Consider the following 24,759-nt stretch of genomic DNA (forward strand, 5'->3'; position numbering starts at 1 on the left):
CGGGACTCGGTAGCGTGGCCACCATGCGCGCCATCGTCGCCGAATCTTCCGATCAACTCTCCTGGCAGGACGTGCCGGATGTTTCCGCCGGGCCCGGCGAGGTCTTGGTCAGGGTCGCCGCCGCCGGGGTGAACCGCGCCGACCTGCTGCAGGCGGCCGGCAAGTACCCGCCCCCGCCGGGAGCGAGCGAGATCATCGGCATGGAAGTGTCCGGTGTCATCAGCGACGTCGGCGCCGATGTGACGGAATGGTCGGTCGGACAAGAGGTTTGCGCGCTGCTCGCCGGTGGCGGCTACGCCGAGTACGTCGCCGTCCCCGCCGGCCAGCTGATGCCGATTCCCGACGGCGTCGACCTGGTGGACGCGGCCGGGTTGCCCGAAGTGGCCTGCACGGTGTGGTCGAACCTGGTGTTGACCTCCCACCTGAGCAAAGGCCAGCTGCTGCTGATGCACGGCGGGGCCAGCGGCATCGGCACCCACGCGATCCAGATCGCCCGGGCGCTGGGTGCCCGGGTGGCCGTCACCGCCGGATCGGAGGAAAAGCTGCAGACCTGCCGCGACCTGGGCGCCGAGATCACCATCAACTACCGCGACGACGACTTCGTTGCCCGGCTGCAAAAGTCCGGCGGCGCCGACGTGATCTTCGACATCATGGGCGCCTCGTATCTGGACCGCAACATCGACGCCCTGGCCCCCGACGGGCAGCTCGTCATCATCGGCATGCAAGGCGGCATCAAGGGCGAGCTCAACATCGGCAAGCTGCTCGCCAAGCGGGCCCACGTCATCGGCACCACCCTGCGGGGCCGCCCGGTGAACGGACCGAACAGCAAGAGCGAGATCGTGGCGGCCGTGACGGCCAAGGTGTTGCCGATGATCGCCGAAGGCCGCGTCCGGCCGGTCATCGGCGAGCGGATCCCCATCGAGCAGGCAAGCAAGGCCCACCAGAAGCTGGCGGCGGGAGAGGTGCACGGCAAGGTCGTGCTGACCGTTTAGCCCAGGCCGGCCTCAGCCCAGCGAAGCCAGCGCGCGGACCAACTGATCGACTTCGGCCGTCGTCGAGTAGTGCGCCAGGCCGACGGTGACCGCTCCGCCAACGTCGTTGACGCCCAAAACGTCTAGCGCGCGGGAACTTTCGTTAGTGACGGCCAGAATTCCGTTGTCCGCCAACCGCTGCACGACGCGTTCGGCGGGCACGCCGTTCAACGCGAAACTGACCACCGGGATGCGCACCTCGGGCCGGCCTATCACCATCACCAACGGCAGCGACCGCAACGACACCATCAGGTAGTCGTAGATCCGATTCAGATACGACGTGGCGGATTGCATTGACACCGCCAGACGTTCGCGCCGGCTGCCGCGGGCAGATTCGTCGAGCGAGGCCAGGTACTCGATGCTGGCCACCACCCCGGCCAACAGGCCGAACTGGTGCGCGCCGACCTCCAGGCGCGCCGGGCCGGTCGCCTTGGGATCCGGCGAGATGGAGCTGAACGAGTTGAGCAGCGCCGGATCGCGGAACACGACGGCCCCGATCGGCGGGCCGCCCCACGCCGCGGCGTTCACCGCCACCACGTCGGCGTCGGTCTCCTTCACGTCGAGCAGCCGGTAGGGTGCCGCGGCGGAATGGTCGACCACCACCAGGCCGCCGACGTCGTGCACCAGCTTGGTCATCGCCCGCAGATCGGTGACCGTGCCCAGCGTCGCGGACGCCGAGGCGACGGCGGCCAGCCGGGTCGACTTGCCGACCAGGCCCTCCCATTGCCACGTCGGCAGCTCACCGGTCTCGATGTCGATCTCGGCCCACTTGACCTTGGCGCCGTAGCGATGCGCCGCTCGCAGCCACGGGGCGATGTTGGCTTCGTCGTCCAGCCGACTGACGACGACCTCGTAGCCCAGGCCGGCCCGCGACGACGACGCCTCCGCCAGCGCCGACAGCAGGATCGCCCGGTCGGCGCCCAGCACGACGCCGCCGGGTTCGGAGTTGAACAAGTCGGCGACCGCCGCCCGCGCCGCGTCCAGAACAGCGGCACTGCGCTGCGCCGACGGGTGTGCGCCCGCGGTGGTGGGACCGGACCGGCGGAAGGCCGTCGACACGGTGGTCGCGACGGAATCGGGAACCAGCATCCCGCTCGGGGCGTCGAAGTGAACCCACCCGTCACCCAGTGACGGATGAAGTCCGCGCACCCGGGCGACGTCGTATGCCATGTGGGCCACCTTAAAGCTTCCGCTTTTTGCGAAACTGTGACGGTAGCGGGTGCCACAGACGTTCCGGCCAGCTGGTGGCCTCCCGAGCCAGGGCACCCGGCCAGCCATACTAGTCGAGTGGGGCTCTGGTGCGGAACGCTCATTGCATTGTTTTTGCTGATAGCGCCCGGGGCGATCGCCGCACGAATCAGTCAATTGTCGTGGCCGATCGCCGTCGCCGTCGGTCCGGCGCTGACTTACGGCATGGTCGCGCTTGCCATTATTCCGTTTGGTGCCATCGGGATTCCGTGGAACGGGTGGACGGCGCTGGCGGCGCTGGTCGTGGTGTGCCTGCTGATGACCGGTTTACAGCTGCTACTCGCCCGCCACCGCGACCGCGATGCCGAAGCCCGCGCGGCCAGCCGATGGCCCGCCGTCGCGGTGGGGGCCGGAGTGGCGCTGGGGGCTTTGCTCATCATGTGGGCCGCCTACCGCGGCCTGGCCGCCCATTGGCAGACCATCCCGAGCACCTGGGACGCCGTCTGGCATGCCAACGAGGTGCGGTTCATCCTCGACACCGGCCAGGCGTCGTCCACGCACATGGGCGAGCTGCGCAACGTCGAGACCCACAAGACGCTGTACTACCCGTCGGTGTTCCACGCGTTGATCGCCGTGTTCTGCCAGCTGACCGGAGCGGCGCCCACCACGGGCTACACGCTGAGCTCGGTCGCCGCCTCGGTATGGCTGTTCCCCACCAGCGCGGCGATGCTCACCTGGCATCTGCTGCGGCCGCGCACTACCGAGTGGCGCTGCGCCGGGGCGGCGGCCACCGCGGCCGCGCTGTCGGCGTCGTTCACCGCGGTCCCCTACGTCGAGTTCGGCGTCGCCGCGATGCCCAACCTGGCGGCCTCCGGGGTCGCGGTGCCCGCGTTCGTCCTGATCACCTCCACGCTGCGACACCGTGACCGCATCCCGGCGGCCGTGCTGGCCTGGGTGGGCGTCATGTCCGTGCACATCACCGGCGGGGTGATCGTGTTGTTGTTCCTGGTGACCTGGTGGGCGGTGGACGTGCTGTGGCATCCGGTGCGCGGCAGGCTGGCCGATTTCGTCGCCCTGGCCTGCGTCGCGGTGCTGACCGCACTGATCCTGTTGCCGCAGTTCATCAGCGTCCAGGGACAGGAGGACATCATCGCCGGGCACTCCTTCCTGACCTACCTGAGCAAGAAGCGGGGGGTCTTCGACGCCGTCTTCCAGCACTCCCGGCACCTCAACGACTTTCCGGTGCAGTACGGACTGATCGCGCTGACCGCCGTGGGCGGGGTGATTTTTGTGGTCAAGAAGATCTGGTGGCCGCTCGTTTTGTGGCTGGTGCTGGTGGTGGTGAACGTCGACGCCGGAAATCCGCTGGGGGGTCCGGTCGGTGCGGTGGCCGGGATGTTCGGCGAGTTCTTCTATAAAGATCCACGCCGGATCTCGGCGGCCATCACCCTGCTGCTGGAGCCGGCGGCCGGGGTCGCGCTGTTTGCGATCGTCGTGGGCGTCGTGGCCGTGGCGAAACGGGTGGCCGGCCGGTTCAGACCGTCCCTGCCAAGCAACTGGCGCCTCGGGCCCGTCCCGGTGTGGATCGCCACCACCGCGGTGCTGCTGGTGGCGATCACCGTGCTCACCGGGCGCCACTACCTCTATCGGCACATCGTGTTGTTCGGCGACAAGTACGACTCGGTGATGATCGACCAGCGCGATCTGATGGCGATGGCCTATCTGGCCACGCTGCCCGGCGCGCACGAGACGTTGATCGGCAACGCCAACACCGACGGCACGGCCTGGATGTACGCCGTCGCCGACCTGCATCCGCTCTGGACCCACTACGACTACCCACAACAGATGGGGCCGGGCCCGAACCGGTACATATTCTGGACTTCGGCCCGCAAAGGTGATTCCGATCCGCGGGTCCTCGAGGCGCTTAAGGCGCTCAATATCCGGTACATCTACACCAGCTCGCCGACTGTCCGCGGGTTCGCCGTACCCGAAGGACTAGTGTCACTGGATAAGTCGAAGTCCTGGGCGCTGATCTATGACAATGGCGGTGCCCGAATTTATGAATGGCGCGGAAGCGGCGCGACGCCCCACTCATAGTCACAAAGGATGGTGAAAAGTTGAGTACCCGCAACGATGACGACGGTGTCGAAATCATCGGCGGCGTCGACCCGCGGATCATGGCGCTGACCGACGACGACGCCGACGAGCGTTCCCTGACCGACCTGGTTGAGCAGCCGGCCAAGGTGATGCGGATCGGGACCATGATCAAGCAACTGCTCGAGGAAGTGCGCGCCGCACCGCTCGACGAGGCCAGCCGTAACCGGCTGCGCGAGATCCACGCGACCAGCATCCGGGAACTCGAAGAGGGCCTGGCGCCGGAACTGCGTGAGGAACTGGACCGCCTCACCCTGCCCTTCAGCGAGGACGCGGCGCCCTCCGATGCGGAATTGCGCATCGCCCAGGCGCAGTTGGTCGGCTGGCTGGAAGGACTGTTCCACGGCATCCAGACCGCGCTGTTCGCCCAGCAGATGGCCGCCCGCGCGCAGTTGGAGAAGATGCGCCAGGGTGCGCTGCCGCCGGGCGTCGGTAAGTCGGGCGGTGCACCCGGGCACGGTCAGTACCTGTAAGCGAATCCGAGTAGTTGACGGTGTCGGGTCCGCACATCGAGACGCACAACGCATGGGTGGAATTTCCCATCTTCGATGCCAAGTCGCGTTCGTTGAAGAAGGCCTTCCTGGGCAAGGCCGGCGGCACGATCGGCCGCAACAGCTCCAACGTGGTGGTGGTCGAAGCGTTGCGCGACATCACCATGTCCCTCGAGTTGGGTGACCGGGTCGGACTGGTGGGCCACAACGGGGCGGGCAAATCGACTCTGCTGCGCCTACTTTCGGGCATCTACGAACCCACCCGGGGTTGGGCGACGGTCACCGGCCGGGTCGCGCCGGTCTTCGATCTCGGGGTCGGCATGGACCCCGAGATCTCCGGCTACGAGAACATCATCATCCGTGGCCTGTTCCTGGGCCAGACCCGAAAACAGATGCTGTCCAAGGTCGATGAGATCGCCGAGTTCACCGAACTGGGCGACTACCTGTCGATGCCGCTGCGCACCTACTCCACCGGCATGCGGGTTCGGCTGGCGATGGGCGTGGTCACCAGTATCGACCCCGAGATACTGCTGCTCGACGAGGGTCTGGGCGCGGTCGACGCGGACTTTTTGAAGAAGGCCCAGTCGCGGTTGCAAAGTCTGGTGGAACGCTCCGGAATCCTGGTGTTCGCCAGCCATTCCAACGAATTCCTCGCCCGGTTGTGCAAGACGGCGATGTGGATCGATCACGGTGTCATCCGCATGTCCGGCGGTATTGAGGACGTGGTGCGTGCGTACGAAGGCGAAGACGCCGCCCGCCACGTCCGCGAAGTGCTGGAAGAGACCGCGGCGGGATGAGTGAGACCGTCGTCGCCGTCGTCGTCACCCACCGGCGCCCCGACGAGCTGGCCAAGTCGCTCGACGTGCTGAGCACCCAGACCCGGCTGCCCGATCACCTGATCGTTGTGGACAACGACTTTTCGGGCGACGGCCGGGTCCGCGACCTGGTGGCCGGCCAGCCGATTCCGACCACCTATCTGGGATCACGCCGAAACCTTGGTGGCGCAGGGGGTTTCGCGCTGGGCATGCTGCACGCGCTGGCCCACGGCGCCGATTGGGTATGGCTGGCCGACGACGACGGGCGACCGCAGGATTCGGGCGTGCTGGCCACCCTGCTGGCCTGCGCTGAGAAACACGGCCTGGCCGAGGTGTCGCCGATGGTGTGCAACTCCGCCGACCCCGAACGGCTGGCGTTCCCGCTGCGGCGCGGCCTGGTATGGCGCAGGCGCGCAAGCGAATTGCGCACCGAGGCAAGTCAGGATCTGCTACCGGGGATCGCATCGCTGTTCAACGGCGCACTGTTTCGCGCCGCCACCCTGGACGCGGTCGGAGTTCCGGATCTGCGGCTGTTCATCCGCGGTGACGAGGTGGAGATGCACCGCCGGCTGGTGCGGTCCGGCCTGCCGTTCGGGACCTGCCTGGACACCATCTACTTGCATCCCTGCGGATCCGATGAGTTCCGGCCGATCCTGGGCGGCCGGATGCACACCCAGTATCCTGACAACCCCACCAAGCGGTTCTACACCTACCGCAACCGCGGCTTCCTGCTGTCACAGCCCGGCCTGCGCAAGCTGCTGGTGCAGGAGTGGGTGCGGTTCGGCTGGTTCTTCCTTGTGACCCGCCGCGACCCGCGCGGTCTGGCCGAGTGGATCCGGTTGCGCCGCTTGGGACGTCGCGAGCGGTTTGGCAAGCCGGGAGGGTCGACATGACGTTCATCGACGCGGCGGCGCAATCGCGGACGTTCACCCGGGCCCGGGGCGACCTGGTCGACGGTTTCCGCCGGCACGAGCTGTGGCTGCACCTGGGCTGGCAGGACATCAAGCAGCGCTACCGGCGCTCGGTGTTGGGGCCGTTTTGGATCACCATCGCGACCGGAACCACGGCCGTAGCGATGGGCGGCTTGTACTCCAAGCTGTTTCATCTGGAGCTGTCGGTCCATCTGCCGTATGTGACGCTGGGGCTGATCATCTGGAACCTGATCAACGCCGCCATCCTGGAGGGCGCCGACGTCTTCGTCGCCAACGAGGGTCTGATCAAGCAGTTGCCGACGCCGTTGAGCGTGCACGTCTACCGGCTGGTGTGGCGGCAGATGATCCTGTTCGCGCACAACATCGTCATCTACGTCGTCATCGCGGTGATCTTCCCCAAACCTTGGTCGTGGGCCGACCTGTCGGTCATTCCCGCGCTGGCACTGATTGTGCTCAACTGCATCTGGGTGTCGCTGTGTTTCGGCATCCTGGCCACCCGCTACCGCGACATCGGCCCGCTGCTGTTTTCGATCGTCCAGCTGCTGTTCTTTATGACGCCGATCATCTGGAACGACGACACCCTGCGGCAGCAGGGCGCCGGGCGGTGGTCGAAAATCGTGGAACTCAATCCCCTGCTGCACTACCTCGACATCGTGCGCGCCCCGCTGCTGGGCTCGCATCAAGAACTGCGGCACTGGGCCGTGGTGCTGGTGCTCACCGCCGTCGGCTGGCTGCTGGCCGCCTTCGCGATGCGCCAGTATCGGGCCCGGGTGCCGTACTGGGTGTAGCGGTCGAGGTTATCCACCGGCTGGATTCGCCGGGGCTTCCCGCGACGGCCCGTTTGGTTAATTCGAACACACGTTCGGTGGTCTTTCCGACGCCGACGCGGCCGATGCCGTGTCGGATGCGGCGCGCTCGCGGAACGCGCAGTGCACGCAGGAACTGGCCGCCATCGGGGAGTTGTATGCGCGGCGAGCGCCGGCCGACGACGCGGATCGTTTCAATTGTGCGGTCGACGGACACGAGAATGTGGTCGCCGAGGTGGCCGCGGCGCTGCGGATCAGTCGCGGGCGGGCCGCGGCGCGGCTGCGGTACGCGATCGCGCTGCGTGAACGCTTGCCCAAGGCCCTCGGCGGCCTTTACTTTCCGGCGCTGTCGGTCCCGACGGAGGCGCTTGCGCCGCGCGCCGAACAGCTCCCGCCCGCCGGAGCTCGTGGAGCCATGATGCCGCTCCGGCGACGAACCCGGGAACAGGATCGCGCCGCCCGGGTGCGCTGCGAGCGCGGCATCAACGAAGCGCGCATCCGTGCCGAGGCGGCGGACGACGCCCAGCGCTTGGCGCCCAACAACAACGATCCGCCGCCGTTTCAGATGGTGGCGGGGGGCTCGTCGTGGTGTCACACTGGAACGCCACCTGAGCAACCGGTCGAAAGGTCCACCGACGTGAGCAAGAAAGCCCCATCGGCAGCGGACGCCGCGCGGAACAATCTCGAGGCGGAGCTGGACCGGCTACGCCAGCGGCGCGACCGCCTGGAGGCCGAGGTCAAAAACGACCGGGGGATGGTGGGCGACCACGGTGACGCGGCCGAGGCGATCCAGCGCGCGGAGGAACTGGTGGTGCTCACCGACCGGATCTCCGAATTGGACCGCCGCCTGCGGGCGGGGCCGTCGCACGCCGACGCGTCCGAGACGCTGCCCGGGGGCACCGAGGTGACGCTGCGGTTCGCCGACGGTGAAGTGGTCACGATGCAAGTGATCTCCATCGTCGAGGAGACTCCGGTCGGCCGGGAGGCCGAGACGTTGACCGCACGCAGTCCGCTGGCGCAGGCCCTGGCCGGGCGCAAACCCGGCGATAAGGTCACCTATTCGACGCCGCAGGGGGAGAACCAGGTCGAGTTGATCTCGGTCAAGCTGCCCCGCTGACGCTTGCCGGGAAGCGCCCGGTGGCCCGTTAGACTCCCCTCGATGGTTGCCCCGCTGCCCGATTCCGCGTCCGAGGACGTGCGTCCGGACTTGACCCTGACGACGCAGGTCATCCGATTCGTCGTCACCGGTGGCCTGGCGGGGATCGTGGACTTCGGGCTTTACCTGTTGCTGTGGAAGGCCCTGGGCGTCCAGGTCGACCTGTCCAAGGCGACGAGTTTCGTCGTCGGCACCGTCACCGCCTACCTTATCAACCGCCGCTGGACCTTCCAGGCGACTCCCAGTACCGCCCGGTTCGTCGCGGTCATGGTTCTCTACGCGATCACGTTCGCCGTCCAGGTCGGGCTCAACCATCTGTGCCTGGCATTGCTGCACTTCCGGGGGTGGGCGCCGCTGTTCGCGTTCGTGATCGCGCAGGGCACCGCGACGGTGATCAACTTCGTCGTGCAGCGGGCCGTAATCTTCCGCATCCGCTGAGCCGCCGTCGGCAGGCGGTACCCTCTTTGACGATGTCGAGCACCGATCCCGTGATCAAGCGCGCCCAGTTGATGGGCTTCGGGCGCACTGCGCCGTCGGTGGCCCAGGTGCTAACAACCCGCGATCCCGAGGTGATCGCCAAGGCGGTGGCCCGGGTGGCCGACTCGGCCGACAAGGGTCGGGGCGTGATCGCCCGCGGGCTGGGCCGCTCCTACGGCGACAACGCCCAAAACGGCGGCGGCCTGGTGATCGACATGACCGGGCTCGACCGCATCCACTCGATCAGCGCCGACACCCGGCTGGCCGACGTCGAGGCCGGCGTGAGCCTGGACCAGTTGATGAAGGCGGCGCTGCCCTTCGGGTTGTGGGTTCCGGTGCTGCCGGGCACCCGACAGGTCACCGTCGGCGGCGCGATCGCCTGCGACATCCACGGCAAGAACCACCACAGCGCGGGCAGCTTCGGTAACCACGTCCGCTCGATGGACCTGCTGATGGCCGACGGCACCGTCCGCACCATCACCCCCGACGGGGAGGACGCCGAGCTGTTCTGGGCGACCGTCGGAGGCAACGGCCTGACCGGGATCGTGTTGCGCGCCACCATCGCCATGACGCCCACGGAGACGGCGTATTTCATCGCCGACGGCATTGCCACCAGGGACCTCGACGAGACGGTCGCCGTTCACCTCGACGGCAGCGAGGCCAACTACACCTACTCCAGCGCCTGGTTCGACCTGATCAGTCCGCCACCGAAGCTGGGTCGCGCCGCGGTGAGCCGGGGCAGTCTGGCCAAGCTGGACCAGCTGCCGAAGAAGCTGGCCAAGAATCCGCTGAAATTCGATGCGCCGCAACTGTTGACGGTGCCGGACGTGTTTCCCATCAGCGCGATGAACAAGCTGTCGTTCATGGCGATCGGCGAGGTGTATTACCGGCTGGGCGGGACCTACAGCGGCAAGATCCAGAATCTGTCGCAGTTCTACCACATGCTCGACCTGGTCAGTGGCTGGAACAATGCTTACGGCCCAAGGGGTTTCGCCCAACACCAATTCCTGGTTCCGCCGGACGCGATGGACGAGTTCAAGGCCATCATCCGCTGGATCCAGACCAGCGGGCACTACTCGGCGCTGAACGTGTTCAAGCTTTTCGGCCCGGGCAACCGCGCGCCGCTGAGTTTCCCGATGGCCGGCTGGAACGTCGCCATGGACTTCCCCAACAAGCCGGGGATCAACGAGTTCCTCAACGAACTCGACAGGCGCGCGCTGGACTTCGGCGGAAGGGTGTACACCGCCAAGGATTCCCGGGTGAGCGCCGAAACCTTCCACGCCATGTATCCGCGCATCGACGAATGGATCGCGATACGCCGCAAGGCCGACCCCCTTCGGGTGTTCGCCTCCGACATGGCCCGACGTTTGGAGCTGCTCTAAATGGTGCTCGATGCCGTAGGCAATCCGCAGACCATCCTGCTGCTCGGCGGTACCTCCGAGATCGGCCTGGCCATCTGCGAACGCTACCTGCAGAACGCGCACGCGCGGATCGTGTTGGCCGCCATGCCCAATGACCCGGGCCGCGAAGCCGCGGTGGCTCAGATGAAGGCCGCCGGTGCGCGCTCGGTCGAGCTCATCGACTTCGAGGCCACCGAGCCCGACACTCATCCGAAGATGATCGAGGCCGCCTTCGCCAACGGTGATGTCGACGTGGCAATCGTCGCATTCGGCATCCTCGGGGATGCCGAAGAGTTGTGGCAGAACCAGCAGAAGGCGGTGCTGGCCGCCGAGATCAACTACACCGCAGCGGTTTCGGTGGGAGTGCTGCTGGCCGAGAAGATGCGCGCGCAGGGCTTCGGCCAGATCATTGCGATGAGCTCGGCGGCGGGCGAGCGGGTGCGGCGGTCCAACTTCGTCTACGGCTCCACCAAGGCCGGATTGGACGGGTTCTACTTGGGTCTTTCAGAAGCGCTGCGCGAGTACGGGGTTCGCGTCCTGGTGATCCGGCCCGGCCAGGTGCGCACCCGGATGAGCGCGCACGTCAAGGAAGCCCCGCTCACCGTCGACAAGGAATACGTCGCCAACCTCGCGGTGACTGCGGCCGCCAAAGGTAAGGAATTGGTTTGGGCACCAGCAGCATTCCGCTACGTGATGATGGTGTTGCGACACGTCCCGCGTCCCATCTTCCGCAAGCTTCCCATCTGATCATGCGGAACGCGCTGGCCAGCCTCGGCCAGATGGCCTCGGCGGCGCTGGTCGCGGTTGCCGTCGCGGTGGTATCGCTGATCGCCATCTCCCGGGTGCAATGGCCGGCCTTTCCCTCCTCCAATCAACTGCACGCGCTGACCACCGTCGGCCAGGTCGGCTGCCTGGCCGGCCTGGTCGCCGTCGGCTGGGTGTGGCGGCGCTGCACCCGCGCGCGCGGCCGGCTGTTAACCCAATTGGCCGGGCTGGTGTTCATGTCCGCGTTCACCGTGGTGACGCTGGGCATGCCGCTGGGGGCGACCAAGCTGTATCTGTTCGGCATCTCCGTCGACCAGCAGTTCCGCACCGAGTACATCACCCGGCTCGCCGATAGCCCCGCCCTGCGCGACATGACCTATCTCGGACTGCCGCCGTATTACCCGCCGGGCTGGTTCTGGATCGGCGGACGCGCCGCCGCGCTCGGTGGCACACCGGCGTGGGAGGTCTTCAAGCCGTGGGCCATCACGTCGATCACGATCGCGGTTGCGGTCGCGCTGGTGCTCTGGTGGCGGATGGTGCGGTTCGAATATGCGCTGATCGTCACCGCCGCGACGGCCGCGGTGACGCTGGCCTACGGCTCGCCCGAGCCCTACTCGGCGATGATCACCGTGCTGTTGCCGCCGATGCTGGTGCTCACCTGGTCGGGTCTGCGCGCCGGTGACCGCCCGGACGCGCCGGCCGGCGCGGGCCGGGGCGCGGTGATCGGCGCCGGGATATTCCTCGGTTGGACGGCCACCTGGTACACGCTGCTGTTCGGGTTCACCGCGTTCACGGTGGCACTGATGGCCCTGTGGTTGGCCGGCGTGCGCTGGCGGCGCAACCGGCCCCGCGGGGCCGGCAAAGCCGCCCTCGATCCGCTGCGGCGGTTGGCCGTCATCGCCGGCACCGCGCTCGTGATCGCCTGCACGACCTGGCTGCCGTTCGTGTTGCGAGCGGTGCACAGCCCAATCAGCAACACCGGCAGCGCCCAGCACTACCTGCCGGCCGACGGCGCGGAGCTGACGTTCCCGATGCTGCAGTTCACGCTCCTCGGCGTCGTTTGCCTGATCGGCACCCTGTGGCTGGTGGTGCGGGCCCGTTCGTCGGTGCGGGCGGGCGCCCTGGCGATCGGCGTGCTGGCCATCTATCTGTGGTCGCTGCTGTCGATGCTGACCACGCTGGCACGCACCACCCTGTTGTCGTTCCGGCTGCAGCCGACCCTGAGCGTGCTGCTGGTCGCCGCCGGGGCGTTCGGCTTCGTCGAATTCGCGCGGGCGCTCGCCGCCGCGGGCCGCGAACGCAGCTGGGGCCGCGGCGTCTTGCCGGTGGCCGCGGCCATAGGCCTGGCCGCCGCGATCGCGTTCAGCCAGGACATCCCCGACGTGCTGCGGCCCGACCTCACCATCGCCTACACCGATACCGACGGTCACGGGCAACGCGGGGACCGTCGGCCGCCCAGTGCCGAAAAGTTCTACGCCACAATCGATCACACGATCACCCAGGTGACGGGCAAGCCACGCGATCAGACGGTGGTGATGACCGCCGACTACAGCTTCCTGTCCTTCTACCCGTACTGGGGATTTCAGGGGCTCACCTCGCACTACGCCAACCCGCTCGCGCAGTTCGACCTGCGGGCCGCGCAAATCAACAAGTGGTCCAATCTCAAGACCGCCGACGAATTGATCCATGCCCTGGATACCTGCCCCTGGCCCCCGCCCACGGTTTTCCTGATGCGCCGCGGCGCAGGCGGGAACTACACGCTGCGGCTGGCCGAGGACGTCTACCCCAACCAGCCCAACGTGCGGCGCTATACCGTCGATTTGCGCGGCGCCCTGTTCGACAGTCCGCGTTTCGCCGTCCGCAGCGTCGGCCCGTTCGTGCTGGCCATCCGCAAGCCGGGGGCGTAACCGCTGATGAGCACCGACACCGCGCCTCAGCCGGGGGCCCGTACCGCCGAAGAACTAGCATCTAGCACCGTGAAAGACGCGGAAGGCAATCACCGGATCGCCCGGCTGATCGCTTCCGTCGCCGGACTGCTCGGTGTGCTGCTGGCGATCGCCACCCCGCTGCTTCCGGTCAACCAGACCACCGCCCAGCTGAACTGGCCGCAGAACGGCACCTTCGGCAGCGTCGACGCCCCGCTGATCGGCTACGTAGCCACCGATTTGAACATCACCGTGCCGTGCGACGCCGCCGCCGGACTGGCCGGGCCCGGCAACACCGGCAAGACGGTGTTGTTGTCGACGGTGCCCAAACAGGCACCCAAGGCCGTCGACCGGGGACTGTTGATCGTGCGCGCCAACGACGACCTGGCGCTGGTGGTGCGCAACGTCCCGGTGGTGACGGCCCCACTGCGCGAGGTGCTCAGTCCGGCCTGCCAGCGCTTGACCTTCACCGCGCACGCCGAGAAGGTCACCGCCGAGTTCGTCGGACTCACGCAGGGACCCAATGCCGAGCATCCCGGCTCGCCGCTGCGCGGCGAGAAAAGCGGCTACGACTTCCGGCCGCAGATCGTCGGGGTCTTCACCGATCTGAGCGGGCCGGCGCCGTCGGGCCTGCACTTCTCGGCGACCATCGACACCCGCTACAGCAGCAGCCCCACGCGGGAGAAGATGGCCGCGATGGTCCTCGGGCTGGCGCTGACCGCGGCCGCCCTGGTCGCCCTGCACATCCTCGACACCTCCGACGGCACCCGGCATCGCCGGTTCCTGCCCGCCCGCTGGTGGTCGATCGGCGGGCTGGACGCGCTGGTCACCGGCGTGCTGGTGTGGTGGCATTTCGTCGGCGCAAACACATCCGACGACGGCTACATCCTGACCATGGCCAGGGTCTCCGAGCACGCCGGCTACATGGCCAACTACTACCGCTGGTTCGGCACGCCCGAAGCGCCGTTCGGCTGGTACTACGACCTGCTGGCGCTGTGGGCCCACGTGAGCACCACCAGCGTCTGGATGCGGTTGCCCACCCTGGTGATGGCGCTGACGTGCTGGTGGGTGATCAGCCGCGAGGTCATGCCCCGGCTCGGTCACGCCGTCAAACAGAACCGGGCCGCGGCCTGGACCGCCGCGGGCACGTTCCTGGCCGTCTGGCTGCCGCTCGACAACGGCCTGCGGCCCGAGCCGATCATCGCCCTCGGGATCTTGCTGACCTGGTGCTCGGTGGAACGCGCGGTGGCCACCAGCCGGCTGCTGCCGGTGGCGATCGCCTGCATCATCGGCGCGCTGACCCTGTTCTCCGGGCCGACGGGCATCGCCTCGATCGGAGCGCTGCTGGTCGCGATCGGGCCGTTGCGGACCATCCTGCACCGCCGCTCCACGCGGTTCGGCGCGCTGCCGCTGATAGCTCCGCTGCTGACCGCCGTCACCGTCACCGCCATCCTGATCTTCCGCGATCAGACGCTGATTGGTGAGATCCAGGCCAGCATGCTCAAGCGGGCCGTCGGCCCCAGCCTGAGCTGGTTCGACGAACACATCCGCTACGAGCGGCTGTTCATGGCCAGCCCGGACGGGTCCGTCGCCCGCCGCTTCGCCGTGCTGGCGCTGGTCCTCGCGCTCGGCGTTACGGTCGCAATGTCGTTGCGCAAGGGACGGATTCCCGGCACCGCCGCCGGGCCGAGCCGGCGCATCGTCGGCATCACCATCATCTCCTTCGCCGCGATGATGTTCACCCCCACCAAATGGACCCACCACTTCGGGGTGTTCGCCGGACTGGCCGGACCGCTGGGCGCGCTGGCCGCGGTCGCCGTGACCGCGGCGGCGATGCGCTCGCGCCGCAACCGAACCGTGTACGCCGCCGTCGTGCTGTTCTTGGTGGCGTTGTCGTTCGCCAGTGTCAACGGCTGGTGGTACGTCTCGAATTTCGGTGTGCCCTGGTCGAACGAGTTCCCGGCCTGGCATTACGCCTTCGCGACCGCACTACTCGGGTTGACCGCGGTGGTGCTGCTGCTGGCCGCCTGGTTCCACTTCGTCGCCCCGGAGAACGGACCGCCCAGGACCCGGCTCGGAGAACGGGTAGCCGGAATAATCCAGTCCCCCTTGGCAATTGCCACGTGGTTGCTGGTGGTGTTCGAGGTGGCCTCGCTGACCCTGGCGATGACCGACCAATATCCGGCGTGGTCGGTCGGTCGCTCCAATCTGCAAGCGCTGACCGGGAAGTCGTGCGGATTGGCCGAGGACGTGCTGGTGGAGCAGGACCCCGACGCCGGGATGCTGGCGCCGGTGAATGCACCGGTAGCCGACGCGTTGGGGGCCGGCTTATCGGAAGCCTTCACGCCCAACGGTATTCCCGCCGACGTGCGCGCGGACCCGGTGATGGAACGGCCGGGTGACCGCAGCTTCGTCACCGACGAGGCGAAGACCGGCAGCAACCAGGCCGGCACCGAGGGCGGCACCACCCCCGCACCGGGGATCAACGGCTCGTCGGCTCAGCTGCCCTTCAACCTCGACCCCGCCCGGACACCGGTGCTCGGCAGCTGGCGCTCGGGCATCCAGATTCCCGCGCACCTGCGGTCCAGCTGGTATCGACTCCCGGCGCGCGACAGGGCCGGGCCGCTGCTGGTGGTGAGCGCCGCCGGGCGCTTCGACCCCCGCGAGGTCCAGGTGCAGTGGGCCACCGACGATCAGGCGGCCGGCGGACACGCGCAAGGTTCGTTCCAGTTCGCCGACGTGGGGGCGTCGCCGGCCTGGCGCAACCTGCGGTTGCCGCTGTCGGCGATCCCCGGTTCCGCCACCCAGATCCGGCTGGTCGCCGACGACGAAGACCTGGCCCCCCAGCACTGGATCGCGCTGACCCCGCCGCGGATTCCGCAGCTGCGCACGCTGCAGGACGTGGTGGGCTCCGCCGACCCGGTGTTCCTCGACTGGCTCGTGGGGCTGGCCTTCCCCTGCCAGCGGCCGTTCGGTCATCGCAACGGGGTCGACGAGACTCCCAGATGGCGCATTTTGCCCGACCGATTCGGCGCCGAGGCCAACTCGCCGGTGATGGACAACAACGGCGGCGGTCCGTTGGGCGTGACCGAGCTGTTGGTCAAGGCGACCACCATGGCCACCTACCTCAAGGACGACTGGTCCCGCGACTGGGGTTCGCTGCAACGGCTGACGCCCTACTACCCCGACGCGCGGCCCGCCCAACTGCTGCTGGGGACCGCGACGCGCAGCGGCCTGTGGGGCGCGGCACCGCTGAGGCATTAAAGGCGCACAACACTTCACGGAAGGGCCTTCGTCGCGCGGGCGCCAGCCCCCGGCATTGGCGGCTCCGCCAGAACCGTTGATGCCCGAGGATTGGTAAGCGTACACTTACGGTTCGTGGTCACTTACCAAGTGGGTGACGTCTGGCTGGCGCTGGCGGACGGGACGCGCCGAGCCATCGTGGATCGCCTTGCCCACGGCCCGTCGGCGGTCGGCGAGCTGGCCCGCGACCTGCCGGTCAGCAGACCGGCGGTGTCCCAACATCTCAAGGTGCTTAAGTCCGCCGGCCTGGTGCGCGACCGCGCCGCAGGAACCCGTCGGGTGTATCAGCTCGATCCGGCCGGCCTGCAGGCACTGCGCGCCGAACTCGACCGGTTCTGGACTCAAGCGCTGGCCGGCTACGCGCGGACCATCGACGAGATGAACGAGGGAGCAACATGACGCAGCGGATTCCAAACGTCAATCACCACGTCGTCGTCAACGCCCCCATCGAGCGAGCTTTCGCCGTCTTCACCGAACAGTTCGGTGCATTCAAGCCGCGCGAGCACAATCTGTTGGCGGTCCCCATCGCCGAGACCGTGTTCGAACCCCGAGTGGGCGGCCATATCTGCGACCGGGGCGTCGACGGCAGCGTGTGCCGATGGGCGCGAATCCTGGTCTACGAGCCGCCGCACCGCGTGGTGTTCAGCTGGGACATCGGTCCGACATGGCAGCTGGAGACCGACCCGGCCAAGACGAGTGAGGTCGACGTCCGCTTCACCGCCGAATCCGACGAACACACCCGAGTCGAACTCGTACACCGCCATCTGGACCGCCACGGGCCGGGCTGGCAGTCCGTCGCCGACGGCGTCGACGGTGATGCAGGTTGGCCGTTGTATCTGGGTCGGTACCAGGAGTTGATGATCGGCGGTGACGCGCAATGAGCTCGGACCTGATGACCATGGCCCACGCCGAGCGGACCGACCTCGCGGAATTCCTGGCCACCCTGACCCCGCGAGAGTGGGAGGCGCCCAGCTTGTGCACCCGCTGGAGCGTCAAAGACGTTGTCGCGCACGTGATCAGCTACGAAGAGCTGGGCGCGCTGGGCCTGCTGAAACGCTTCGCCAAGGGTGGCATCGTGCGGGCGAACCAGGTGGGCGTCGACGAATTCGCCGCCCTGACCCCGCAACAGCTGCTGGAATTCCTGCGCAGCCACCTGCAACCACGGGGATTGACGGCGGGTTTCGGCGGGATGATCGCGCTCGTCGACGGGACCATTCATCACCAGGACATCCGCCGCGCGCTCGACCGGCCGCGCGAGGTGCCGCCCGATCGGCTCGAGCGGATCCTTCCCCTGGTGCCCGGTAATCCCCGGCTCGGCGCGGGACGCAGGATCCGGGGCCTGCGACTGCGCGCCACCGACGTTCACTGGACGCACGGCGCCGGCCCCGAGGTGACCGGCGCCGGCGAGGCACTCCTGTTGGCCATGACCGGGCGTCCGGCCGCCCTGGCCGACCTGACCGGTCCGGGAGTCGCCACGCTGGCGGCCCGAGTCCGCCGATAGCCCGGGGCCTGCGCGCGGCCCCGCGTCCTCATCGGACAAAGCCGCGTCGCTTACGATCGAGCCTCGTGTCCCACGACGGTAAAGAGCGATCGCAGCGGATCCCCCGGTCGGTGGCCGCGATCGCGGGAATCGTGGGCCTGCTGCTGTGCCTGTCCGTCCCGCTGCTTCCGGTGAAGCAGACCACCGCGACGGTCCTGTGGCCACAGGGCAGCACGGACGGACGCGTCAGCCAGATCACCGCGCCGCTGGTGTCGGGCGCGCCCCGCGCGCTGGACATCTCCATCCCCTGCCCGGACATCGCCACCCTGCCCGCGAGCGGCGGCCTGGTGGTCTCGACCCTGCCGCCCGGTGGCATGGACGCCGGCAAGAACGGCCTGTTCGTACGGGCGAACAACGACGTCGTCGTCGTCGCGTTCCGTGACACCGTGGCCGCCGTCGCGCAACGCTCGGCCGTGGCCGCCGGCGGCTGCAGCGTGCTGCACGTCTGGGCCGATGCCGGCGCGACCGGCGCGGACTTCGTCGGCATACCGGGCGCCTCCGGGACGCTGTCCCCAGAAAAGAAACCCCAGGTGGGCGGCGTCTTCACCGACCTGAAAGTGCCCGCGGGGCCGGGGTTGTCGGCCCGCATCGACATCGACACCCGCTTCATCACCGCGCCCACCGCCCTCAAGGAGATCGTGATGGCCCTGGGCGCCCTGGCCGTGCTGACGGCCATCATCGCGCTCGCGCTGCTGGATCGGCGCAGCCGGGGCGGCGGCACGCTGCTCAACTGGCGCTCGCCGATCGCCTGGCTCTCCAGGTACCGCCCAGGCACGCACCTCGCCAACTGGCGGCGGGTCAGCGTCGCGACCTGGATCGCCGACGCCGGGGTGATCGCAACCCTGCTGTTGTGGCACGTCATCGGCGCCACGTCGTCGGACGACGGCTACAACCTGACCATCGCCCGCGTCGCCCCCGGAGCCGGTTACATCGCCGACTACTACCGCTACTTCGGCACCGCGGACGCTCCTTTCGACTGGTATCTGAGCCTGCTGGCCAAGATGGCCTCGGTGAGCACCGCCGGCGTGTGGATGCGGCTGCCCGCCACGCTGGCCGCAATCGGGTGCTGGCTGATCATCAGCCACTGGGTGCTGCGCCGGCTCGGACCGGGCCGCGGCGGCCTGGCCGCCAACCGGGTGGCGGTCTTCACCGCGGGCGCGGTGTTCGTGGCGGCGTGGCTGCCGTTCAACAACGGACTGCGGCCCGAACCGCTGATCGCCCTCGGCGTGCTGGTCACCTGGATGCTGGTGGAACGCGCGATCGCGCTGCGGCGACTGGCCCCGGCGGCGGTGGCCATCATCGTGGCGTTGCTGAGCGCGACGCTGGCACCACAGGGCCTGATCGCCGTCGCCGCCCTGCTGACCGGGGCACGCGCCGTCGCCCAGACGATCCGGCGCCGCCGGGCGAGCGACGGCCTGCTCGCGCCGCTGGCCGTGCTGGCGGCCTCGGCGTCGCTGATCCTCGTGGTGATCTTCCGCAGTCAGACGCTGGCCACGGTCGGCGAATCGGCCCGCATCAAATACAAGGTGGGCCCCACCATCGCCTGGTACCAGGATTGGCTGCGCTACTACTTCCTGACGGTCGAATCCAACCCCGACGGGTCGATGGCCCGGCGATTCGCCGTGCTGATCCTGCTGCTGTGCATGTTCGGCATGCTGGTCACCCTGCTGCGCCGGGGCCGGATTCCCGGCGTGGCCAGCGGGCCGGCCTGGCGGTTGATCGGCACATGCGCGTTCGGCCTGCTGCTGCTGACGTTCACCCCGACCAAGTGGGCGATCCAATTCGGTGCGTTCGCCGGGCTGGCCGGGGCGCTGGGCGCGGTGACCGCGTTCGCCCTGGCCCGGATCGGCCTGCACAACCGCCGCAACCTGACCCTGTACGTGACCGCCCTGCTGTTCGTGCTGGCGGTGGCCACCTCCGGCATCAACGGCTGGTTCTACGTCGGCAACTACGGGGTGCCGTGGTACGACATCCAGCCGGTCGTCGCCAGCCACCCGGTGACGTCGATGTTCCTGGCGCTGTCGATCGCGACCGGCCTGCTGGCCGCCTGGCAGCACTTCCGGATGGACTACGCCGGGCACACCGAGGTCAGGGACAACCGGCGCAACCGGGTGCTGGCGTCGACGCCACTGTTGGTGGTCGCGACCATCATGGTCGTCGGCGAAGTCGCCTCGCTGACCAAGGGCGCGGTGTTCCGCTATCCGCTCTACACCACCGGCAAGGCCAACCTGGCCGCGCTGGAATCCGGCCTCTCGCCCGCCAGCTGCGCGATGGCCGACGACGTGCTGGCCGAGCCCGACCCCAACGCGGGCATGCTGCAGCCGGTGCCGGGGCAGACCTTCGGTCCGGACGGCCCGCTCGGCGGCGTCAACCCGGTCGGCTTCAAACCCGACGGCGTGGGCGACGACCTGAGGTCGTACCCGGTGGTGACCAAGCCGGGCGTGGTCAATTCCACCGGGTCACCCAACAAACCCAACGCCACCATGAGTGACTCCGCGGGCACGGCCGGCGGGAGAGGCCCGATCGGGGTCAACGGCTCGCACGCGGCGCTGCCGTTCGGCCTCGACCCGGCCCGCACCCCGGTGATGGGCAGCTACGGGGAAAACACACTGGCCGCGACCGCCACCTCGGCCTGGTACCAGCTGCCGCCGCGCACCAGCGACCGGCCGATCGTGGTGGTGACGGCGGCCGGCGCCATCTGGTCGTATAAGGAGGATGGCACCTTTACCTACGGCCAACAGCTGAAACTGCAGTGGGGCGTTACCCGTCCCGACGGTACCACCCAGCCGCTGGCAGAGGTCTATCCGATCGACATCGGCCCGGAGCCGGCGTGGCGCAATCTGCGGTTCCCACTGGCCTGGGCGCCACCGGAGGCGAACGTGGCGCGCATCGTCGCCTACGACCCGAACCTGAGCTCGGATCAGTGGTTCGCGGTCACACCGCCACGGGTCCCGGTGCTGCAGACTTTGCAACAGCTGATGGGGTCCCAGACCCCGGTGCTGATGGACATCGCGACGGCCGCCAACTTCCCGTGCCAGCGGCCGTTCTCCGAACACCTCGGCGTTGCCGAGCTCCCGCAGTACCGCATCCTGCCCGATCACAAACAAACGGCGGCGTCCTCGAACGGGTGGGAGGCCGGCGAGGACGGCGGTCCGTTCCTGTTCACTCAGACGATGCTGCGCACCTCGACGATCGCGACGTACCTGCGTGGCGATTGGCATCGCGACTGGGGATCCGTGGAGCAGTACTTCCGGCTGGTGCCGGCTGACCAGGCGCCGGACGCCGCAATCGAACAGGGTGTGATGACAGTGCACGGCTGGAGCCGGCAGGGACCGATTCGGGCGCTGCCATGAGCGATCGCAAGGGCGGCGAAGCCGCGCGCAGCGGGTCGCGAACCGACCAGCAAATGAGTGTCACGACCGTCGAGAAGCGCGAGGGCGAAGCGGCACCCCGCCAAGATGTGCGCGTGACGCGCTGGGTCGCGACGATCGCCGGGCTGATCGGTTTCATCCTGTCGATCGCGACGCCGCTGCTGCCCGTCGTGCAGACCACCGCGACGCTGAACTGGCCGCAGAACGGACAGCTGAACAGCGTTACGGCGCCGCTGATTTCGCTCACACCGGTCGACGTCAAGGTGACCGTGCCGTGTTCGGTGGTGCGCGGCCTGCCGCCCGACGGCGGGGTCGTGCTCAGCACGGCGCCCAAGAAGGGCAAGGACGCCGCCCTCAATGCGTTGTTCGTGGTGGTCAACGGCAAGCGCGTCGACGTCACCGACCGCAACGTGGTGATCGCCAGCGCGGCCCGCGATCAGGTGCAGTCGCCCCAGTGCCAGCGCATCGAGATCACCTCGACGAAGGCGGGCGCCTTCGCCACGTTCGTCGGGCTGAACGATCCGGCGGGCAAGCCGCTGGGCGGCGGCTTCCCGGACCCGAACCTGCGGCCGCAGATCGTCGGGGTGTTCACCGACCTGACCGGGCCGGCCCCGGCGGGTTTGCAGCTCTCGGCGACCATCGACACCCGATTCTCCACCACCCCAACCACTTTGAAGCTGACCGCGATGGTGCTGGCGATCGTGTCCACCATCGTCGCGCTGATCGCCCTGTGGCGGCTCGATCAGCTGGACGGTCACCGGATGCGCCGGCTCATCCCGACCAACTGGCGCACGTTCACCCTGGCCGACGTCACGGTGATCTCGGGCTTCGTGCTGTGGCACGTGATCGGGGCGAACTCGTCGGACGACGGCTACATCCTGGGCATGGCCCGCGTCGCCGACCGCGCCGGCTACATGTCGAACTACTTCCGCTGGTTCGGCAGCCCCGAGGACCCGTTCGGCTGGTACTACAACCTGCTGGCGCTGATGACCCATGTCACCGACGCCAGCCTGTGGATGCGGTTGCCGGACCTGATCGCCGGCATCGTGTGCTGGCTGCTGCTGTCGCGGGAGGTGCTGCCCCGGCTGGGGCCCGCGGTGGCCGCGAGCAAGCCGGCGAACTGGGCGGCGGGCATGGTGCTGTTGACCGCCTGGATGCCGTTCAACAACGGCCTGCGTCCCGAGCCGATCATCGCCGTCGGTTCGCTGATCACCTATGTGCTGATCGAGCGCTCCATGCGCTACAGCCGGCTGACGCCCGCCGCGCTGGCCGTCATCACCGCGGCCTTCACCCTCGGCGTGCAGCCCACCGGGCTGATCGCGGTGGCCGCGCTGGTCGCCGGTGGCCGCCCGATCCTGCGGATCCTGGTGAAACGTCACCGGCTGGTCGGCACCTGGCCGCTGGTGGCGCCGATGCTGGCCGCCGGCACGGTCATCCTCACCGTGGTGTTCGCCGATCAGACGCTGCGGGCGGTGTTGGAAGCCACCAGGATTCGCACCTCGATCGGCCCCAGCCAAGCCTGGTACACCGAGAACCTGCGCTACTACTACCTGATCCTGCCCACCGTCGACGGTTCGCTGTCGCGTCGCTTCGGCTTCCTGATCGCCGCGCTGTGCTTATTCACCGCGGTGTTTATCATGTTGCGGCGCAAGCGGATTCCCGGTGTCGCGCGCGGGCCGGCGTGGCGGCTGATGGGTGTCATCTTCGGCACCATGTTCTTCCTGATGTTCACCCCCACCAAGTGGGTGCACCACTTCGGGCTGTTCGCCGCGGTGGGAGCGGCAATGGCCGCGCTGACGACGGTGTTGGTGTCGCATGAGGTCCTGCGCTGGTCGCGCAACCGAATGGCCTTCGTGGCGGCGCTGTTCTTCGTGCTGGCGCTGTGTTTCGCCACCACCAACGGCTGGTGGTATGTCTCGAGCTTCGGCGTGCCGTTCAACAACGTGATGCCGAGGTTCCACGGAATCAGCGTCAGCACAGTCTTTTTCGCGCTGTTCGTGTTGACCGCGCTGTACGCGGCTTACCTGCACTTCGCGTCCCCGGACCGCGGCGAAAGACGGCTGGCGCGGGCGCTGACGGCCGCGCCCATCCCGATCGCGGCGGGCTTCATGGCGCTGGTGTTCATCGCGTCGATGGTGGCCGGCATCGTCCGTCAGTACCCCACCTACTCCAACGCCTGGGACAACCTGCGGGAATTCAGCGGAGGCTGCGGGCTGGCCGACGACATCCTCGTCGAGCCGGACAGCAACGCCGGCTTCATGGCTGCCCTGTCCGGCGATTACGGCCCGCTGGGGCCGTTGGGTGGGGTCAACCCAACGGGATTCACGCCCAACGGGGTACCGGACCGCACCCTGGCCGAGTCGATCAAGGAGACGGAGGTGCCGCAGCCCGGCACCGACTACGACTGGGACGCGCCGACCAAGCTGAAGGCCCCGGGCATCAACGGCTCGACGATGCCGCTGCCGTATGGACTCGACCCCGCCCGGGTTCCGCTGGCGGGCAGCTACACCACCGGCGCACAGCAGCAGAGCAGGCTGACCTCGGCCTGGTACCGGCTGCCGAAGCTCGATGACGGGCACCCACTGGTGGTGGTGACCGCTGCGGGCACGATCGCCGGCAACAGCATCCTGCACGGCCACACCAGCGGGCAGACCGTGGAGCTGGAATTCGGCAGGCCCGGTCCCGGCGGCGCGGTGCAGCCGGCCGGCCGGCTGGTGCCCTACGACCTGTACGGCGAGCAGCCGAAGGTGTGGCGGAACCTGCGCTTTGCGCGCTCCCAAATGCCCGCCGATGCCATCGCGGTGCGGGTGGTCGCCGAGGACCTGTCCCTGACGCCGGACGACTGGATCGCGCTGACCCCGCCGCGGGTACCGGAGCTGCGCTCGCTGCAGGAGTACGTGGGCTCCACGCGGCCGGTGCTGATGGACTGGGCGGTCGGCCTGGCGTTCCCGTGCCAACATCCGATGCTGCATTCCGACGGCGTCACCGAAATCCCGGAGTTCCGCATCACCCCGGACTACAACGCCAAGAAGCAGGACACCGACACCTGGCAGGACGGGGTCAACGGCGGCCTGTTGGGCATCACCGACCTGTTGCTGCGGGCCCACGTCATGTCGACCTATCTGTCCCATGACTGGGGCCGCGACTGGGGATCGCTGCGAAAATTCGACACCATCGCCGACGCCCGCCCGGCGCAACTCGACCTGGGCACGGCGACCCGCACCGGATGGTGGTCGCCCGGGCCGATCCGCATCAAGCCATAGCGGGCGTCGAAAACACTGCGCCGGGAAATGGCCTTGCACGTCATTACTCACCGGTCGAATAGTGCGCTGAATTAACGGCTGGGTAATTCTCGGACAAGGGTTTGATTCCGCCATTTACGGGTCAATACTTATTTCGCTGTGA

The 24,759-nt window shown here is 68.2% G+C and carries 18 protein-coding genes and 1 pseudogene; 18 read left to right on the forward strand and 1 reads right to left on the reverse strand.

The annotated features are described in order from the left end of the window. The first annotated feature begins 23 nt into the window (after positions 1-23). Positions 24-992, forward strand: coding sequence for an NAD(P)H-quinone oxidoreductase (locus BST14_RS02990; protein WP_083063192.1), 969 nt, complete (start codon positions 24-26; stop codon positions 990-992). A 12-nt stretch (positions 993-1,004) separates the two neighbouring features. On the opposite strand, the gene BST14_RS02995 is transcribed toward BST14_RS02990, so the two are convergent. Beyond that, positions 1,005-2,201: a cysteine desulfurase-like protein gene (locus BST14_RS02995; protein WP_083063107.1), complete on the reverse strand. Its 1,197-nt coding sequence runs from the start codon at positions 2,199-2,201 to the stop codon at positions 1,005-1,007. Between the two features lie 117 nt (positions 2,202-2,318). On the opposite strand from BST14_RS02995, the gene BST14_RS03000 reads away from it, so the two are divergent. From BST14_RS03000 to BST14_RS03080, 17 genes and pseudogenes are all read left to right on the forward strand, one after another. Next, a complete protein-coding gene (locus BST14_RS03000; protein ID WP_083063108.1) occupies positions 2,319-4,316 on the forward strand; it encodes a DUF6541 family protein in 1,998 nt (665 codons plus the stop codon). Beyond that, entirely contained in the window at positions 4,283-4,846 is a 564-nt protein-coding gene (locus tag BST14_RS03005; RefSeq protein WP_142279236.1) for a bacterial proteasome activator family protein, read from the forward strand. The genes BST14_RS03000 and BST14_RS03005 overlap by 34 nt, the downstream gene beginning before the upstream one ends. A gap of 20 nt (positions 4,847-4,866) precedes the next feature. Continuing rightward, positions 4,867-5,661: a galactan export ABC transporter ATP-binding subunit Wzt/RfbE gene (gene wzt, locus BST14_RS03010; protein ID WP_083063109.1), complete on the forward strand. Its 795-nt coding sequence runs from the start codon at positions 4,867-4,869 to the stop codon at positions 5,659-5,661. Beyond that, entirely contained in the window at positions 5,658-6,572 is a 915-nt protein-coding gene (gene glfT1, locus BST14_RS03015) for a galactofuranosyltransferase GlfT1 (protein ID WP_083063110.1), read from the forward strand. Before wzt ends, glfT1 begins: the two co-directional genes overlap by 4 nt. After that, complete coding sequence (gene wzm, locus BST14_RS03020; protein WP_083063111.1) at positions 6,569-7,399, forward strand: galactan export ABC transporter permease subunit Wzm/RfbD; 831 nt, start codon at positions 6,569-6,571, stop codon at positions 7,397-7,399. Before glfT1 ends, wzm begins: the two co-directional genes overlap by 4 nt. Positions 7,400-7,508: 109 nt before the next feature. Then, positions 7,509-7,724 (forward strand): annotated as a pseudogene (locus BST14_RS03025) (DUF222 domain-containing protein); the annotation flags it as partial. Between the two features lie 330 nt (positions 7,725-8,054). Next, the gene (locus tag BST14_RS03030) at positions 8,055-8,534 is read left to right on the forward strand and encodes a GreA/GreB family elongation factor (protein WP_083063194.1); all 480 of its coding nucleotides are present in this window, start codon (positions 8,055-8,057) and stop codon (positions 8,532-8,534) included. Positions 8,535-8,645: 111 nt separating this feature from the next. Then, entirely contained in the window at positions 8,646-9,011 is a 366-nt protein-coding gene (locus BST14_RS03035; RefSeq protein WP_142279240.1) for a GtrA family protein, read from the forward strand. Between the two features lie 32 nt (positions 9,012-9,043). Continuing rightward, positions 9,044-10,432 carry a decaprenylphosphoryl-beta-D-ribose oxidase gene (gene dprE1 / locus BST14_RS03040; RefSeq protein ID WP_083063113.1) on the forward strand — a complete coding sequence of 463 codons (1,389 nt, stop codon included), beginning with the start codon at positions 9,044-9,046 and terminating at the stop codon, positions 10,430-10,432. After that, entirely contained in the window at positions 10,433-11,197 is a 765-nt protein-coding gene (dprE2, locus tag BST14_RS03045) for a decaprenylphospho-beta-D-erythro-pentofuranosid-2-ulose 2-reductase (RefSeq protein WP_083063114.1), read from the forward strand. It abuts the gene before it with no gap. A gap of 2 nt (positions 11,198-11,199) precedes the next feature. Beyond that, positions 11,200-13,122 (forward strand): galactan 5-O-arabinofuranosyltransferase, encoded by a 1,923-nt coding sequence (locus BST14_RS03050; RefSeq protein ID WP_083063115.1) that lies wholly within the window; start codon positions 11,200-11,202, stop codon positions 13,120-13,122. Positions 13,123-13,128: 6 nt separating this feature from the next. Beyond that, positions 13,129-16,404 (forward strand): arabinosyltransferase domain-containing protein, encoded by a 3,276-nt coding sequence (locus tag BST14_RS03055; RefSeq protein WP_083063116.1) that lies wholly within the window; start codon positions 13,129-13,131, stop codon positions 16,402-16,404. A 114-nt stretch (positions 16,405-16,518) separates the two neighbouring features. Further along, a complete protein-coding gene (locus BST14_RS03060) occupies positions 16,519-16,842 on the forward strand; it encodes an ArsR/SmtB family transcription factor (RefSeq protein WP_083063117.1) in 324 nt (107 codons plus the stop codon). Beyond that, positions 16,839-17,324 carry an SRPBCC family protein gene (locus BST14_RS03065; protein ID WP_083063118.1) on the forward strand — a complete coding sequence of 162 codons (486 nt, stop codon included), beginning with the start codon at positions 16,839-16,841 and terminating at the stop codon, positions 17,322-17,324. Before BST14_RS03060 ends, BST14_RS03065 begins: the two co-directional genes overlap by 4 nt. Next, on the forward strand, positions 17,321-17,944 hold the full coding sequence (locus BST14_RS03070) for a maleylpyruvate isomerase family mycothiol-dependent enzyme (protein ID WP_083063119.1): 624 nt from the start codon (positions 17,321-17,323) through the stop codon (positions 17,942-17,944). The genes BST14_RS03065 and BST14_RS03070 overlap by 4 nt, the downstream gene beginning before the upstream one ends. A gap of 65 nt (positions 17,945-18,009) precedes the next feature. Then, complete coding sequence (locus BST14_RS03075; protein ID WP_083063120.1) at positions 18,010-21,336, forward strand: arabinosyltransferase domain-containing protein; 3,327 nt, start codon at positions 18,010-18,012, stop codon at positions 21,334-21,336. Positions 21,337-21,389: 53 nt separating this feature from the next. Then, positions 21,390-24,617 carry an arabinosyltransferase domain-containing protein gene (locus BST14_RS03080; protein WP_083063195.1) on the forward strand — a complete coding sequence of 1,076 codons (3,228 nt, stop codon included), beginning with the start codon at positions 21,390-21,392 and terminating at the stop codon, positions 24,615-24,617. Positions 24,618-24,759 lie beyond the last annotated feature (142 nt).

It is taken from the genome of Mycobacterium arosiense ATCC BAA-1401 = DSM 45069, from assembly GCF_002086125.1.
Lineage (GTDB): Bacteria > Actinomycetota > Actinomycetes > Mycobacteriales > Mycobacteriaceae > Mycobacterium > Mycobacterium arosiense.